General features: G+C 70.0%; 14 protein-coding genes and 1 pseudogene. 3 read left to right on the top strand and 12 right to left on the bottom strand.

What is annotated here, in order from left to right:
* Positions 1 to 2: 2 nt before the first annotated feature.
* Positions 3 to 1913, top strand: coding sequence for a polysaccharide biosynthesis protein (locus AC1D1T_RS07130; RefSeq protein ID WP_477991687.1), 1911 nt, complete (start codon positions 3 to 5; stop codon positions 1911 to 1913).
* On the opposite strand, the gene AC1D1T_RS07125 is transcribed toward AC1D1T_RS07130, so the two are convergent.
* The 12 genes and pseudogenes from AC1D1T_RS07125 to AC1D1T_RS07070 form a co-directional block, all read right to left on the bottom strand.
* Entirely contained in the window at positions 1914 to 2684 is a 771-nt protein-coding gene (locus tag AC1D1T_RS07125) for a nucleoside-diphosphate sugar epimerase/dehydratase (protein ID WP_477826535.1), read from the bottom strand.
* A 78-nt stretch (positions 2685 to 2762) separates the two neighbouring features.
* Positions 2763 to 3350: pseudogene (locus AC1D1T_RS07120) on the bottom strand (sugar transferase); the annotation flags it as partial.
* 7 nt (positions 3351 to 3357) lie between these two features.
* Positions 3358 to 4521, bottom strand: a complete 1164-nt coding sequence (locus AC1D1T_RS07115; protein ID WP_477826532.1) for a DegT/DnrJ/EryC1/StrS family aminotransferase — start codon at positions 4519 to 4521, stop codon at positions 3358 to 3360.
* 2 nt (positions 4522 to 4523) lie between these two features.
* Positions 4524 to 5210, bottom strand: coding sequence for a class I SAM-dependent methyltransferase (locus AC1D1T_RS07110; protein WP_477826531.1), 687 nt, complete (start codon positions 5208 to 5210; stop codon positions 4524 to 4526).
* On the bottom strand, positions 5207 to 6445 hold the full coding sequence (locus tag AC1D1T_RS07105) for a glycosyltransferase family 4 protein (protein ID WP_477991686.1): 1239 nt from the start codon (positions 6443 to 6445) through the stop codon (positions 5207 to 5209). The genes AC1D1T_RS07110 and AC1D1T_RS07105 overlap by 4 nt, the downstream gene beginning before the upstream one ends.
* The gene (locus tag AC1D1T_RS07100; RefSeq protein ID WP_477991685.1) at positions 6442 to 7548 is read right to left on the bottom strand and encodes a glycosyltransferase family 4 protein; all 1107 of its coding nucleotides are present in this window, start codon (positions 7546 to 7548) and stop codon (positions 6442 to 6444) included. The genes AC1D1T_RS07105 and AC1D1T_RS07100 overlap by 4 nt, the downstream gene beginning before the upstream one ends.
* On the bottom strand, positions 7548 to 8621 hold the full coding sequence (locus AC1D1T_RS07095) for a glycosyltransferase (protein WP_477991684.1): 1074 nt from the start codon (positions 8619 to 8621) through the stop codon (positions 7548 to 7550). The genes AC1D1T_RS07100 and AC1D1T_RS07095 overlap by 1 nt, the downstream gene beginning before the upstream one ends.
* On the bottom strand, positions 8618 to 9367 hold the full coding sequence (locus AC1D1T_RS07090) for a class I SAM-dependent methyltransferase (protein WP_047499804.1): 750 nt from the start codon (positions 9365 to 9367) through the stop codon (positions 8618 to 8620). The genes AC1D1T_RS07095 and AC1D1T_RS07090 overlap by 4 nt, the downstream gene beginning before the upstream one ends.
* Positions 9364 to 10623 carry a lipopolysaccharide biosynthesis protein gene (locus tag AC1D1T_RS07085; protein ID WP_477991683.1) on the bottom strand — a complete coding sequence of 420 codons (1260 nt, stop codon included), beginning with the start codon at positions 10621 to 10623 and terminating at the stop codon, positions 9364 to 9366. The genes AC1D1T_RS07090 and AC1D1T_RS07085 overlap by 4 nt, the downstream gene beginning before the upstream one ends.
* A complete protein-coding gene (locus tag AC1D1T_RS07080; RefSeq protein WP_477826272.1) occupies positions 10620 to 11726 on the bottom strand; it encodes a DegT/DnrJ/EryC1/StrS family aminotransferase in 1107 nt (368 codons plus the stop codon). Before AC1D1T_RS07080 ends, AC1D1T_RS07085 begins: the two co-directional genes overlap by 4 nt.
* Positions 11723 to 12307: an acyltransferase gene (locus AC1D1T_RS07075; RefSeq protein ID WP_047499801.1), complete on the bottom strand. Its 585-nt coding sequence runs from the start codon at positions 12305 to 12307 to the stop codon at positions 11723 to 11725. The genes AC1D1T_RS07080 and AC1D1T_RS07075 overlap by 4 nt, the downstream gene beginning before the upstream one ends.
* A gap of 10 nt (positions 12308 to 12317) precedes the next feature.
* Positions 12318 to 13376, bottom strand: coding sequence for a Gfo/Idh/MocA family protein (locus AC1D1T_RS07070; RefSeq protein WP_477826273.1), 1059 nt, complete (start codon positions 13374 to 13376; stop codon positions 12318 to 12320).
* Positions 13377 to 13509: 133 nt separating this feature from the next.
* On the opposite strand from AC1D1T_RS07070, the gene lysS reads away from it, so the two are divergent.
* Both lysS and AC1D1T_RS07060 read left to right on the top strand, forming a co-directional pair.
* Positions 13510 to 15018 carry a lysine--tRNA ligase gene (lysS, locus tag AC1D1T_RS07065; protein ID WP_477826274.1) on the top strand — a complete coding sequence of 503 codons (1509 nt, stop codon included), beginning with the start codon at positions 13510 to 13512 and terminating at the stop codon, positions 15016 to 15018.
* A gap of 35 nt (positions 15019 to 15053) precedes the next feature.
* A complete protein-coding gene (locus AC1D1T_RS07060; protein ID WP_477826275.1) occupies positions 15054 to 15752 on the top strand; it encodes a class I SAM-dependent methyltransferase in 699 nt (232 codons plus the stop codon).
* Positions 15753 to 16004: the final 252 nt, after the last annotated feature.

Below are 16004 nucleotides of genomic sequence, written 5' to 3'. Positions count from 1 at the left end.
GCATGATCCGAAGCCGACTGGGCCTCTGGCTCGCCAAACTCCCGCCGCGCGCCAAGCTGGCGATGATGATTGGCAGCGACGCCGTCTTCCTGCCGCTGTGCGTGCTCGCGTCGGTGTCCTTCCGGCTCGGCTCGGTGTCCTCGGCGCTGGATACCGTGCCAGCAATCCAGATCGTGCTGGGGCTGCTGACCTTGCCGGTGCTGGGCGTCGCAGGCCTGTACCGCACGGTGGTTCGCTACATCGACCTTCGCGTCGTGGCAGCGGCCAGCGGCTCGCTGGCCCTCGTCGTGCTCGGGGTGTTCAGCCTGGCGCTGCTGATGAACGTGCACGTGCTGCCCCGCTCGGCGCTGCTGATCTACTGGTTCGTGGCGTTCACCTACGTGATCACATCACGCTTCATTGCCCGCCAGCTGCTTCGGCAGGGGCTGAAGAACCCGGGGCGCCCGCGCCTGCACACCATCATCTACGGCGCCGGCGACGCCGGCGTGCAGCTCGCGCAGGCGATGCAGTTCAGCACCGAATACCGCGCCGTCTGCTTCCTGGACGACCGCATCGACCTGCACCACAAGACGGTCGCGGGACTGCGCGTCTATGCCCCCTCGGCGCTGGACCGTGCCGTGGAGCGCCACGACGCTGCATTGATCGTGCTGGCGATGCCCTCGGTCACCTCGTCGCGCAAGCGCGACATGATCAAGGGCCTGGAAAGGGTCGGCCTGCCGATCAAGATGCTGCCGGGGCTGGTCGAGCTGGTCAACGGCCAGGCCGAGGTCTCGGACATTCGCGAACTCGACGTGGCCGACCTGCTCGGGCGCGACCCCGTTCCGCCACAACCCGACCTGTTCGCCCGCAACATCGCCGGCAAGACCGTGCTGGTCACCGGCGCCGGCGGCTCCATCGGCAGCGAGCTGTGCCGCCAGATCCTCTCGCAGAAGCCCGCGCGACTGGTCCTGCTGGACCATTCCGAGTTCGCGCTCTATTCGATCGAGCACGAGTTGCGCCATTCGGCGTCCACCGGTGGCGTGGAAATCATCCCCTGCCTGGGCTCGGTGCTCGACGAATCGCTGATGCTCGCCACCATGCGCCGCCACGGCGTGCAGACGGTCTACCACGCTGCAGCGTACAAGCACGTTCCGCTGGTCGAGAGCAACGTCCAGCAGGGCTTGCGCAACAACGTCTTCGGCACGAGGATGGTGTGCAAGGCGGCGCTGGCGGCCGAGGTCGAGACCTGCGTGCTGATCTCCACCGACAAGGCAGTGCGGCCGACCAACGTGATGGGAGCCTCCAAGCGCGCCGCCGAGCTGATCTTCCAGGCGGGCGCCCAGCGCGGCGGCCGCACCGTGTTCTCGATGGTCCGCTTCGGCAACGTGCTGGGCTCATCGGGTTCGGTCGTGCCGTTGTTCAAGCGGCAGATCCACGCTGGCGGCCCGGTCACGATCACGCACCCGGACATCATTCGCTACTTCATGCTGATCCCGGAAGCCGCGCAGCTGGTGATCCAGGCGGGTGCCATGGCCCGGGGCGGAGAGGTGTTCGTGCTCGACATGGGCGAACCGGTGCGCATCGCCGACCTGGCCCGTTCGATGATCCGGCTGTCGGGCCGGACCGAACGCACCGCCGAACAACCGGACGGCGACATCGAGATCAAGTTCGTCGGGCTGCGCCCCGGCGAGAAGCTGTACGAGGAACTGCTGATCGGCAACGAAACCGTGCCGAGCGGCCACCCACGCATCCTGTGCGCACGCGAGCGCTACATCGACTCGCCGCTGCTCGACAAGATGCTCGACTCGCTGCGCACGGCATGCGACGCCGATGACCACGACGGCATGCTGCGCCAGATCACCAACCTGGTTCCGGAATTCCGCTCGGCCGACGAAGTGAACAGCGAAGTGGCGGCTGCCCTGCAGCAGCGCTGATCAGGTTTGCGGCCCCGCCACCGGCTCGGGTTGCAATTCATGGTGGCTGGGCACGGTCAGGACCTGCAATCCCGTACGCCGTGCCAGCTCGATGGCCCGCTCCCGCTGTTGCGCCGTGGCACCCGGCATCGCGACGATCACATGCGTGGCACTGGCACGGATGTGGGGACGGGCGAGGTCGTCCAGGCTGCCGAGGACGCGCAGTCCCGCCACACGATGACCCCGCTTGTTCGGATCGTCGTCGAGCAGGCCGATCACGTTCCAGCCGTCGCGCAAGTGGATGCCGGCAATGAGGCGCCGCGCCGCATTGCCGGCACCCAGCACGATGGCGTGGCGCGGCTCGCCTCCGGCGCCATTGACGCGTGCCTGCGCATGCTCGCCCAGCATCCGGTAGCTCATGCGCAGCAGGCTGAGCGCCAGCAGCGCAAAGAGCGGATGCAACAGCAGCACCGCCCGCGGCACGCCGACCAGCTGCGCCATCATGACGACGACGGCGCTGCCGAGGCCGGCCAGCAGGCAGGCGGCGGCAATGCGCTTGAAGTCGTCGAAGCCATAGAAGCGCCACAGGCCGCGCCGCACACCCGTCAGCTGCAGGCCGGCCAGGTAAGCCAGCACCACGCCCGCGGCCACCCAGTCGTCATACACAGGCCGTCCCGGCTGCCAGCGCTCGAAGCCGAGCCGGAACAGGTAGGTGAAATGCCAGCAGGCGAGGATCACGATGCCGTCCGCGGCCGTCGCCAGCCACTTGCGCCACGGATCCAGGCCGGACATCTGGCGGTCCAGCCAGCCCCACACTTTGCTGTCGTTCATGAGCAGGAGACTCCGGGTTGAGCGCAGCGGCGGTGCGAACACCGTCCGCAGCGTGAGGCCGAGCACGCGCAGGTCAGTCCCGACCGTCGCGGTGTCGACATACTCGAGCGCGTACTGCAGCTTGGAAGGAAGGATGACCTCGATGTACTCGCGTTCGGGATCGGCCGCCTTCGCGAGCAGGTCGTTCTCGTCGCGGTAGTGCAGCGATGCCGCATCGGTGATGCCCGGGCGCACGCTCAGCACGCGCTCGCGCGATGCGTCGGGGTAGTGCTCCACGTAGCGCGGCACCTCGGGCCGCGGGCCCACGAGGCTCATCGTGCCGCGCAGCACGTCGATCAGCTGCGGCAACTCATCGAGCTTGTACTTGCGCAGCACCTGGCCGACGCGGGTGATGCGCGCATCGCCCGCCACCGTCAACTCGGGACCGGCGCCTGACGGCGGGGCGACGGTCATCGTGCGGAACTTGAAGATGCGGAACGGCCGGCCGAACCGGCCGACGCGCACCTGCCGGAAGAACACCGGCCCCGGCGAATCGAGCTTGATCAGCAACGCCATCACCGCGAAGGCCGGCACGAGAAGCGCCAGCCCCAGCGCCGACGCCGCGATGTCGATGGTCCGCTTCAGCACGACCTTGTCAGCTCAGCGCGGCATGCACCGCATCCACCACCCGCTGGACATCGGCATCGTTCATTCGCGTGTAGATCGGCAGGCTGACCAGGGTCTCGAATGCCTTCTGGCTGTGCGGGAACTGCGCTGCGGACAGCTGGTAGCGGTCGCGCCAGTACGGCTGCAAGTGCAGCGGGATGTAGTGCACGCTGCAGCCGATGCCGGCGGCGTACAGGCGCTCGATCAGCGCGTCGCGGCCGATGCGCGCGCCGTCGGCGAGCTGCACCACGTACAGGTGCCAGGCGTGGGCGTCGCCGGCCTGCGCATCGGGTGGGAGCCGCAACGGCAGGCCCGCCAAGCCGGCGTGGTAGAGCGCCGCGATCTCGGCGCGGCGGCGGCGGAAGTCGCGCGCCCGCTTCAGCTGGTGGATGCCGAGCGCCGACGCGATGTCGGTCAGGTTGTACTTGAAGCCCGGCGCGACGATCTCGTAGTACCAGCTCGGCACCTTGGCCGTGAAGCGATCGAACGCATCGCGGCTCATGCCGTGCAGGCGCATCACCTTGATGCGCTTCGCGAGCTCCGGATCGCGCGTGACGACCATGCCACCCTCGCCGGTGGTGATGGTCTTGTTGGCGTAGAAGCTGAACACCGTGACGTCGGAGTCCAGCGTGCCCACGAGCTGCCCGCCCACGGTGGTCGGCAATGCATGAGCCGCGTCCTCGACCACCTTCAGGCCATGCCGCTTCGCGACGGCCAGCAGCGCCGGCATGTCGGCGCCCAGGCCGGCGTAGTGCACCGGGATGACGGCCTTGGTGCGCGGCGTGATCGCCGCTTCCACCGCGGCCGCGTCGATGCACAGCGTGGCCGGATCGATGTCGACCAGCACGACATCGGCGCCGAGGTAGCGCACCACCTCGGCGGTGGCGGTGAAGGTGTGCGTGGTGGTGATCACCTCGTCGCCCGGGCCGATGCCCAACGCCTCGAGCGCGAGGTGCAGGCCGGCGGTGGCCGAGTTGACGGCCATCGAGTGCAGGTCCGGGTCGCCGAGGAAGGCGGTGAAGTCTTCCTCGAAGCGCCGGGTCTTCGGGCCGGTCGTGACCCAGCCGGATTTCAGCGTGTCGACGACTTCGGCGATTTCTTCGTCGCCGATCTCGGGCAGGGCGAAGGGGAGGAACGGCAGGTTGGCAGACATGGTCAAGGCTTGGCGATCCAGGCGAGCACGTGGGTGCGCAGCGCCGGCAAGGTGTTGAAGAGAGTGTAGAGCGCGGGGTGCACCGGTGCGACCGCGCGCGCGATCGGCGGCGCAAGCGTCACGCGGCGCCGGTCGATGCGCCCATGCGGGAACAGCGCGCGCAGCCTGGCGAGCGGCACGCCGCGCACGTCCGGGTTGCGCGGGTTGTCGACCGTGAAGTCGTACCACAGCACCGCGCCGCCCGGCCGCACCCAGCGCCACATCGCCGCGGCCAGTTGCTGCTGGAACGCGTCGTCGAGCAGCGACGAGAACACCGTCGCGGCGAACACGATGTCCTGCGATGCATCGGTGATCGGTGCCTGCACCGCATCGCCTTCGTGCAGCGCCACCGCCGACGGCAGGCATGCCCGCGCCTGCGCGAGGCGTTCGGGCAGCAGTTCGATGCCGCTCAGCCGGTCGGGCGCGAAGCCGAGCCGCAGCAGCTCCAGCAGGTTGCCGCCCTGCCCGCAACCGACCTCCAGCAGCCGCAACGCCGACAGGTCGGTGACACCATGCCGCGCGAACAGCCCCAGCATCGCGCGCTGCCGCTCCTGCACCATCTGCCACACCTCGGACCGCAGCAGGCTGTAGCGGTCGCCGACCTGGCGGCGCGCGTAGCGCTGCGCGACACGGTCAGGTTCGTGCGTCATGCCGGCCCCCCCGGCAGCGCGTCGATGAAGCGCCGCGCCAGCACCGGATAGCTGTGGTTCTCGACGACGAACTGCCGTCCGCGCCCGCCCATCTCGCGCCGCGCGGCACCCCCCGCCGACACCAGCGTGCGCAGGCCCTGCGCCACCGCCGCGGCGTCTTCCGGCGCCACCGTGACGCCGCAGCCGGCCTCCGCCACCGGGTCGTTGCCGGCTTCCACCGAATGCAGCACCGCACAACCGGCCATCATGTAGTCCATCAGCTTGTTCGGCGCGATGCCGAAGCGGTAGATCGGCGTGCGTTGCCAGCCGATGTAGGCGATGTCGACCTCGCGCAGCAGCGCCGGGATCTGCGCCTTCGGCACCGGCGGGAACAGCGCGACGTGGCGCAGCGATTCGTCCGCGACGCGCTGCGCAAGGCGCGGCTTCTCCATGCCGTCGCCGACCAGCACGAACGAGACCGGCTCGTCGCGCAGCAGCGCCGCCGCATCGAGCATCACGTCGAGTGCGTTCGGCAGCCCGTGCGAGCCCGCGTAGCCGACGACGGTGCGGCCCTGCGCCTTCTGCGCGGCGATGTGCGAAGCGATGGCCGCATCCAGCGGCGCCGGCTCGCCGGCCCAGTCGTCCGGCGAGATGCCGTTCGGCACGATGTGCAGCTTGCGCAGGTCCAGCCCGTGCGCACCCATGTGGCCGGCCACCTTCGGCAGCATCGAGACCACGACGTCGGCATCGCGGTACGCATCGTCCTCGGCCTTCTGGCACAGCAGCGCGAACGGATGCCGCGGCGACATGCCCGACAGCTCGATCGGCGACAGCGGCCACAGGTCATGCACCTCGAACACCAGCGTCGCCTTCGCACGCCGCGCGATGCGCCGTGCCACCCACATGTCCATCGGGTAGGTGCTGGAGGCGATCACCACGTCGGGCCGGAAGCGCTCGACCAGCGCCGGCGTCTCGCGCCACAGCCGCATCAGAAAGGCCGCAATGTTGCGCACCCGGCCGATGCCGTTGCCGCCGTAGCGCGGCGCCGGCAGCCAGCGGTAGGCGATGCCATCGATCGTCTCGTCGAGGGGCGTGTCGCCGACCTCCGGCTGCCGGCTGCGCACGTGCGACTGCGACGCCGCGACGATCTGCACCCGGTGCCCGGCGCGCACCCATTCGCGCGCCAGGTAGTACGGCCGGAACTCCATGCCGTGGCGCGGCGAGCCCGCGTAGTGGTTGATCAACAGGATGTTCAACGCAGCAACTCGTCGTAGAAGGCCAGCAGCGCCCGCTCGGCCTGCGGCCAGTTGAACACCTCGTCGACCGCGCGCCGGCCCGATTCGCCCATCGCGCGCACCCGGTCCGGCGCATCGCGCAGCAGCCGGATCGCGTCGGCGATCGCGTTCGGGTCGAGCGGGTTCACGCACAGCCCGCAGCCGTGCACCTCGACGATCTCGCGCCACTGCGGAAAGTTCGACGCGATCACCGGCAGCTGCGCCGACATGTACTCGAACATCTTGATCGGCAGCGAATCCAGGTAGCTCGGCATCGGCTGCAGCGTGACCAGCCCGGCGAACGAACGCGCCATCACGTCGCGCACCTGCGCCCGGCCGACCTGGCCGCGGTAGTCCACCTGCGCCCAACCGGGCAGCGCGCGCAGCTCGGCCTCGAGCGCCGCATCCTCGAAGCGGCCGCACAGCAGCAGCGTCACGCCCGGCACCTGCGGCAAGGCCAGCACCATCTCGCGCGCACCGCGCGTGCGCGTGATGCCGCCGACGTAGCAGACGATGTTTCCGCGCGGCTGCGGTGCAGCCGCCACCGCGAGCTCGTCGAGGAACGGGAAGTTGCTGACGTTGGCCGCGCGCCGCGCCAGCAGCGCGAAGCGCGCGGTGATGTGCGGCGTGGCGCCGACCACGCCCGACAGCTGCCGTACCCGCCAGTTCTCGTAGCGCTCGAAGGCCCACGACAAGGGCGCACGCAGCGCCGCGGGAATCCATTGCTTGGTCAGGATCTGGCGCGGCACGTCTTCGTGCGCGTCGTAGACCGCGACGATGCCGCGGCGTGCCAGCGCGGCGCCGACCGGCAGCAGCTCCGGGTCGTGGAAGTGCACCAGCGCCGGCTGCAGGGCGAGCACGCGTTGCAACGCGAGCTTCGGCTGGCGGCGCATGCGCGCGAGGCGGCCGGCCGGCGGCGTGCCGATGTCGACGATGCGCACGCCGTCGACCTGTGCATCGCCGAGTCCGTCGCCGACGACCTGGATCACCTCGTAGCCGGCACGCGCGAGCGAGCGGCATTCCTTGTGGAAGATGCGGATGTCGTCGCGCGGGTGCACGGTGGTCAGGTGAACGATGCGCGGCATCATGGAGCTCGGCCTTCCAGGCGCGCATGCAGCGCGATGAATTGACGGATGTTGCCTTCGAACATCGCCTTGTCGCGGATCAGCTGGCGGTTGAACGGCTGCCCGCCGCGCGCCCAGCTGCCGGTGTCCCAGGTGTCGATCGCGCGCAGCAGCACGTCATCGAGGCGCGCGAGATCGACCACCAGCAAACCGTTGTGGCCGTCGGTCACCCATTCGCGGTTGGCCGGCAGGTCGCTCAGCACCGGCAGGCAGCCGGCGGCCAGCGACTCCAGCAGGCTCACCGAGGTGCCATCGGATTCCGGCACGCTGACGAAGACGGCTGCACGGCGGTAGCTGCGCGCGAGCGACTGCGCATCGAGCATGCCGGTGAATTCGACGCGCGCCGCGATGCCCAGCGTGTCGGCCATGCGGCGCAATTCGTCGGTCTGCGGGCCGGCGGCCGCGACCTCCAGCTGCCAGCCGGCACAACGCTGCGGCAGCCGCGCAAAGGCCTGCAGGATCGCGTCGATGCGGTACAGCGGCTTGTGCAGCCGGCACGACAGGAGGCGCCGCTCGGCCTGCACGCCCGGCAGCGCCGGCGGCTCGTCGATGCCGAGCGGGATCCATTCGCGCAGCGTCGCCGCGGCCTCGGGCGCCAGCGCAGCTGCGGCCGCGAGCAGCACCTGCGCATCGGCCGTCCAGGCCTGCGCACCGCGCAGCGCGCTGCGCACCAGCCAGCGGTGGAAGGCGCTGCGCGACGGCAGCGTCAGCACGTCGGAGCCCCACAGCGTCAGCACCAGCGGCACGCCGGTGCCGCGTGCCGCACGGGCGGCGTGCCAACCGACGCTGTTGGCCTGGTGCGCGTGCAACACGCGCGGCGCCCAGCGCTTGATCAGCCGGCGCAGGCGGTACGGCGCGTCCAGCCGCTTGATCGACAGGTCGATCTGTTCACGCGCCAGCAGCAGCGGATGCGGGTCGATCTTCAACTCGCCGTGCGTCGCGAGCACCACCGGCTGGCCGGCGGCGAGCAGCCCGCGCGCCATCCGCGCGACGTGGATCGATGCGCTGCCGACCAGCAGCACCGGCGCCGTCATGCACCGCTCCGCACGAAGACGAACAGCTGCGTCGGCGACGCCGGCTGCGCGAGGAACTCGGTGTCGGCATCGGCCGCGGCATTCGCGATGCGCGTCAGCATCGCCTGCGCACCGGGCAGCTTCCACCCCGCCAGCCGCGACAGCAGGCGCACCACGAAACGCTTGCGGTACGCGGCGAAGGCCGGGGTCGGGCACTCGGTCGGGTGGTAGAAGCCGCGGCGCGACTGCAGCGTCAGCCCGGCCCGCGCGAACGCGTCGACCAGCGCCGCGCGCGTGCGGCGCTTCAGGTAGCCGCCATCGCGCGTCTCGTCGGCCAGCGTCTCCAGCACGATCATCCGGCCGTCCGGCTGCAGCGCGTCGGCACAGCGCTCCAACAGGGCCTGCAGTTCGCCGTCGTCGACCACGTGCTGCAGCACCGTGATGCTGAGGATCAGGTCGTAGCGCTGCGACCACACCGCCTGCGCGATCGGCTCGTAGCGGATGGCGGTCGACGGATGCTGCCGCGCCGCGCGCAGCAGTGCGTCGCGCGACAGGTCGTGCCCGACGACGCGTTGCGCGCGGGTGGCGAGCAGCGCGCAGAAATCGCCGACACCGCAGCCGTAGTCGAGCGCAGCGGCCATCGGCTTCAGCAGCCAGCTCACGGCCTTCAGCCGCAGCCGCTGGTCGTAGGCGTAGGTGGCGGCATCGGACCAGCCGGTGTGCCCGTAGCGCCGCACGCGCTGGCTCCAGAAGGCTGCACTGCTCATGGGGTTTGCCTCATCGCCGCGAGCCGGTGCAGCCACACGCCGTACGCCAGCAGCACCACCGATGACGCGCCGGACTGCAGCGCGAGCGCTGTCGTGATGTCCCACTTCCATGCCCAGGCCAGCACGTAGGGCAGCAGCATCGACACCTGGTAGGCCACGCCGAACGCGAGCGCCCGCCCCTGCTGCCCGACCACCAGCGGCAGCTGCGACAGCGGCGAGGTCAGGAAGCTCAGCACCATCCACGGCGTCAGCAGCCGGGCCTGCGCGCCGGCCTCGCGCCATTCGGCGCCGAAGGCCCACGCGAACAGGTCGGGCGCGAACAGCATCAGCGCGATGAACGGCAGCGCGAACAGCGCGAGCTTCGACGTCGTGCGGCGCGCCAGGCCCGCCAGGTCGCCGCCCTCGTTCCACAACTGCGCCGCGCGCTGCTGGAAGACCTGCCCGACCGAGGCACCGAGCATCGCCAGCGGCGTGCGCGCGATGCGCAGCGCGAAGGCATACCAGCCGAGCACCTGGCTGCCGAACGCCGCGCCCATCACCGCGAGCAACGCGCTCGCCTGCACCGCATCGAGCAGCGCATGCGGCAGGTTGATGCGCGGGAAGTTCCGGTACCGGTTCGCGAGTTCCTTCAGGCGCGGGCGATCCGCCGGCCGGGCATCGCCGCGCGCCTGCCAGCCCAGCAGCGCCGCCGCGATCGCCTGGCCGAGCGCGCCGCCCAGCAGCAGCCCCGGCGCGGCCCAGCCGGCTGCTCCCAGGCCGACCGTGGCCGCGACGCCGCCCGCGCTTTGCACGACGCGGTTGCCGGCCAGTTGCGTGTACTGCCGGCGGCGGTTCGACCAGCAGCCCAGCGTGTTGACGACGGCGGTCAGCGCGACGCTCAGCGGCAGCAGGTAGAGCCACGGCGCGAGCGCGGCGTGACCGGAGGCTTGCGCGATCCATCCGCCACCGAGCGCAACAACGAGCAACGACAGCCCGGTCACCGCGAGCGTGATCGCCAGCGCGAGCAGCAGCAGTTGCCAGCCGTCGTCGTCCGACTCCGGCAGCACGATGGCCAGCTCGTAGCGGCCGGTCGCGAGGATCGCCAGCAGCGCGACCACGCTCTGGAACAGCGCGAACACGCCGAAGTCTTCCGGCGCGAACAGGCGCGACAGCAGCGGGCTCGCGGCGAGCGCGATCAGCTGTGCCAGGCCGGTGCCCGTCAGCAGCGTCAGCACATGCCGCGCCGAGCCTGCGCCGGCCGCGCCCGCTGTCGTCATGCGAGCAAGGCGTGCACCACCCGCTCCTGGTCGGCGGGGGTCAGGTCGGCGCTCATCGGCAGGCTCATCACGCGCGCGGCGGCGCGTTCGGCGTGCGGCGTGCCGCCCGGCACCTGCCAGGCGCGGTAGGCCGGTTGCTGGTTGATCGGCAGCGGGTAGTGCACGGCGGTCGGGATGCCCTGCGCCGTCAGCTTCGCCTGCACCGCGGCGCGGTCCTCGACGAACACCGTGTACTGCGCGAACACGCTGGTGCGGCCGGCGCGCTGTGCCACCACCGGCAGCTTGCCGGCCAGCATCTCGTTGTAGCGCGCGCCGATCGCCAGGCGCTGCTGCACTTCCCATTCGAAGCGCTCGAGCTTGGCCAGCACGATCGCGCACTGCAGCGTGTCCATGCGCCCGCCGACACCGACGCGGGTGTGCGTGTAGCGCGCGCTCTGGCCGTGCACGCGGATCTCGCGGCAGGCCTGCGCGAGGCGGTCGTCGCTGGTGAAGATCGCGCCGCCGTCGCCGTAGCAGCCGAGCGGCTTGCTCGGGAAGAAGCTGGTGCAGCCGAAGGTGCTCAGGTTGCAGCTCTTGCGCTTGACGTCATCCAGGCCTGCGTAGTCCGCCCCGAAGCTCTGCGCCGCATCCTCGATCACCGGCAGCCCGTGGCGCTGCGCGATCGCGTTGATCGCGTCCATGTCGGCGGCCTGGCCGTACAGGCTCACCGGCATGATGGCCCGCGTGCGCGGCGTGATCCGCGCCTCGATCAGCGCGGCGTCGATGTTGCAGGTGTCGGGTTCGATGTCGGCGAACACCGGCACGCCGCCCAGCAGCACGATCATCTCGGCGGTGGCGGCGAAGGTGAACGGCGTCGTGACGACCTCGTCGCCGGGCTTCAGGTCGAGCGCCATCAGCGCGATCAGCAGCGCCTCGGTGCCGCTCGCGACCGTGATGCAGTGGCGCGCGCCGGTGTACGCGGCGAGCTGCACCTCGAGCTCCTTGACCTCCGGGCCCATGATGTACTGGCCGTGGTCGAGCACGCGCTGCATGCGCTCGGCAATGCTGCCCTTCAGCGCGGCGTACTGCGTCTTCAGGTCGACGAATTCGAGCTTCGAGCTCATGCGGATACTTCCTCTGCAGGTTGGCACACCGAATTGCGCAGCACGTAGCGCTCGCCGGTCGCCGGGCAGGCGGCCTCGCCGTCGCCGGTGAGCGGCAGCTCGAGCCGCTCGCCGTGCCGGCTCATCCACCCGGCCTGGCGGGCCGGCACGCCGACCATCAGCGCGAAATCCGGCACGTCGCGGTTGATGACGGCACCGGCACCGACGAAGGCATAGCGGCCGACCGTGTGCCCGCAGACGATCGTGCAGTTGGCGCCCAGCGTCGCGCCGCGGCGCACCAGCGTGCGGCGGTACTCGTTCTTGCGGGTGACGGCCGAGCGCGGGTTGTAGACGTTCGTGAAGACCATGCTCGGGCCGCAGAACACGTCGTCCTCGAGCGTCACCGCGTCGTAGACCGACACGTTGTTCTGGATCTTCACGTTGTGGCCGATGTTGACGTCGTTGCCGACGTAGACACCCTGCCCGAGCGAGCAGCCGTCGCCGATGCGGGCGCCGGCGCACACATGCGCGAAATGCCAGACCCGGGTGCCGGCGCCGAGCTGCGCGCCTTCGTCGACGATGGCGGAGGCGTGGATCATCAGAATGTCCCGTTCAAAAAACCAAGGGCAGGCCGACGCGCACGCCGTCGCGTGCCGAGCGGTAGCCGGCGATCAGCACCTCGAGCGAGCGCAGGCCTTCGTAGCCATCGACCTCGGCATGCGCCTCGCCGCGCAGCGTCTTGATCACGTTGTCGTAGTAGAGCGGGTGGCCGGGGCCGTAGACCGAGCTGACGCCATAGCTCGCGTCGGCGACCTTGGCATCGTCCTCGTGCGGCGTGTCGAACTCCCAGTGCTCGATCTTGTTGACCGCGACGCCGCCGACGCGCACCGTGCCGCGCTCGCCGAGGATCGTGATGCTGCCCTCGAAGTTCTTGTTGTGCGTCAGCATCGTCACGTTGATCGAGGCCAGCGCGCCGTTGCGCAGCCGCAGGCTCATCACCCCGGTGTCCTCGGCCTCGATGTTGCGCGACAGCGTCGCGGTGTAGGCGTGCACGTTGTCGACCGGGCCGACCAGCCAGTCGACCATGTCGACATAGTGGCTCGCCTGGTTCATGAAGGCGCCGCCGTCCATGTCCCAGCGGCCACGCCACGGCGCCGCGTCGTAGTAGGCCTGCGGGCGGGTCCAGAACACGTTGACCGCCACCATCGCCAGCTTGCCGAAGCGGCCCTGGTCGACCGCGCGCTTGACGAGCTGCAGCGTGGCGTTCAGCCGGTTCTGCTTGACGACGAACAGCTTGACGCCGGCATCGCGGCAGGCCCGCACCATCGCGACACCCTCGTCCCACTTGGTGGCCATCGGCTTCTCGCTGAGCACATGGCGGCCGGCCTGCGCGACCTTGATCGCCTGGCGCGGGTGCAGCCCGCTCGGCGTGGCCAGCACGACGAGATCGGCGTCACTGCCCGCCAGCAAGGCATCGAGCGATGCGAAACCCGGGGCGCCGGTCAGCTCGACGGCCTTGGCCAGCAGTTCGGGCTGGTTGTCGCAGACCGCGACCCATTCGGCCCGGTCGGCATGCTGCTTCAGCGCCGCGATGTGGTTCTGCGCGATGCGGCCGCAGCCCACCAGCGCCAGGCGCAGCTTGCGGTCACGGATGATGGAGGGAGTCGGCATGGGGGCTCTCGAAAGGCAGGCGCTACGCGGGGCACCCGCGAGGCAAACGGGCGATTTTATTCGGCCTGGACGACCCGGGCCGGGGAATCCCGGGCGGCCCGCCTAAAATTGCGGCGCATTTTCCGAGCCCCACATGACCCATACCCCTCCTCCCCAGCCGCCCGAAGACGAAAACAAGCTGATCGCCGAACGCCGCGAGAAGCTGTCCGCGATCCGCCAGCAGGGCCGCGTCGCATTCCCGAACGACTTCAAGCCGAAGCACCATGCGCTCGACCTGGTCCGCAAGTACGGCGAGATCCCGAACGAGGAGCTGGAGCCGCAGGGCATCGTCGTGAGCCTGGGCGGGCGGATGATGCTCAAGCGGATGATGGGCAAGGCGAGCTTCGCGACCTTGCAGGACTCGACCGGCCGCCTGCAGCTGTTCGTCACGAAGGACGCGCTGGGCGACGAGGTGTACGCCGCGTTCAAGCACTGGGACCTGGGCGACATCCTCGGTGCCGAGGGCACGCTGTTCCGCACCAAGACCGGCGAGCTGTCGGTGCGCGTGACCACGCTGCGCCTGCTGACCAAGAGCCTGCGGCCGCTGCCGGACAAGTTCCACGGCATGGCCGACCAGGAGCAGAAGTACCGCCAGCGCTATGTCGACCTGATCACCGACGAGGAGGCGCGTGCGCGCTTCGTCGCCCGCAGCAAGGCGCTGGGCTCGATCCGGCACTACATGATCGAGCACGGCTTCATGGAGGTCGAGACGCCGATGCTGCACCCGATCCCGGGCGGTGCGAACGCCAAGCCGTTCACCACGCACCACAACGCGCTCGACCAGCAGATGTTCCTGCGCATCGCGCCCGAGCTGTACCTGAAGCGGCTGATCGTCGGCGGCTTCGAGCGGGTGTTCGAGGTGAACCGCAACTTCCGCAACGAAGGCATCTCGGTGCGGCACAACCCCGAGTTCACGATGATGGAGTTCTACGCGGCCTGGTGGAACCACCACGACGTGATGGACTTCACCGAGCAGGTGCTGCGCCATGCGGCGCGGCAGGCCACCGGCTCGGCCAGCATCACCTACGCCGGCAAGCCGGTCGACCTGGACAAGCCGTTCACGCGCCTGTCGGTGCGCGATTCGCTGGTGGTGCACGCCGGGCTGAGCGAGGCCGAGGCCGGCGACGCCGAGGTGCTGCGCGCGAAGCTGAAGGCGGCGGGCGAGGAAGCGCCGGCGCACTGGAAGCTGCCGGAGCTGCAGTTCGGGCTGTTCGAGGCCGTGGTCGAGGAGAAGCTGTGGCACCCGACCTTCATCATCGACTACCCGGTCGAGGTGTCGCCGCTGGCGCGTGCGTCGGATGCCAACCCCGGCATCACCGAGCGCTTCGAGCTCTTCATGACCGGCCGCGAGTACGCGAACGGCTTCTCGGAGCTGAACGACGCCGAGGACCAGGCGGCGCGCTTCCATGCGCAGGCGGCCAACAAGGATGCCGGCGACGAGGAGGCGATGTTCTACGACGCCGACTTCATCCGCGCACTCGAGTACGGCATGCCGCCGACCGGCGGCTGCGGCATCGGCATCGACCGGCTGATGATGCTGATCACCGACAGCCCGAGCATCCGCGACGTGATCCTGTTCCCGTCGCTGCGGAAAGAGGGCTGACAAGCGCGTCCCAGGCATCGCGCCTACACTGCGCGATGCCTGGATATCTGGTCAAACACGAGCACATCGCCATCGACGGCGTTGCCGACCTGCAGATTCGCTCGTTGCTGGACCGCCAGCAGTTCTCCGACCCCCACCACCTCGCGCTCCAGCAGGGCATCTCGTCGGCGGCCTGGCCGCTGTTCGGGCTGCTGTGGCCGTCGGGCCTGCAGCTTGCCGCGCGCATGGCGGTGCGTGCGATGGTGCCGCAGGAGCGCATCCTCGAGATCGGCTGCGGCCTCGCGCTCGCGAGCCTGGTCAGCCACCGCCGCGGCAGCGACGTGACCGCGAGCGACTGCCATCCGCTCACCGCCGGCTTCCTCGCCGAGAACCTGCGGCTCAATGGCCTGCTGCCGATGGCCTACCGGCACGGGCAGTGGTCCGAATCCGCCGACGACCTGCTGCCGCCGGTGCCGCAGGACGAGCAGACGATCAGCGGCCGCTTCGACCTGGTGATCGGCAGCGACATCCTCTACGAGCGCGACGACGGCGGCCTGCTGGCCGGCTTCATCGGCCGCCACGTCGGCGCGCGCGCCGAGGTCTGGATCGTCGACCCGAACCGCGGCAACCGCGCAGCCTTCACGCGCCAGATGGCGGGGATGGGGTTCTCGCTGCAGGAGGAACGGCTGCAGCAGGTGGCGGATGCCACCCACGCGGCGTACAAGGGCCGGCTGCTGGTCTACAGCAACCACTGACCGGGTGCAGCCCGGAACCCAACCCCCACTTGTTCGCTTGTCATCCCACACAAGGCAGGGCGGTGGCAGAAGGCGGGTGCGGGGAGGCTGTGGTGCGCCAATAAGGAGGGGGCGCCGGAGCTGGCTGGTTTCATGGCCCCGCGCGAAGCGCGATCGTGAACTGACTGTCGCCCACTGTTTGACCACAACGAACGAAGTGAGTGGCGGGAGTTTGGGCGACGGGCCATGAAACCAGTCAGCGCAGGGGAGTCT

It is taken from the genome of Rhizobacter sp. P2_H3, assembly GCF_056403355.1.
This window is presented reverse-complemented; position numbering and strand designations above follow the sequence as displayed.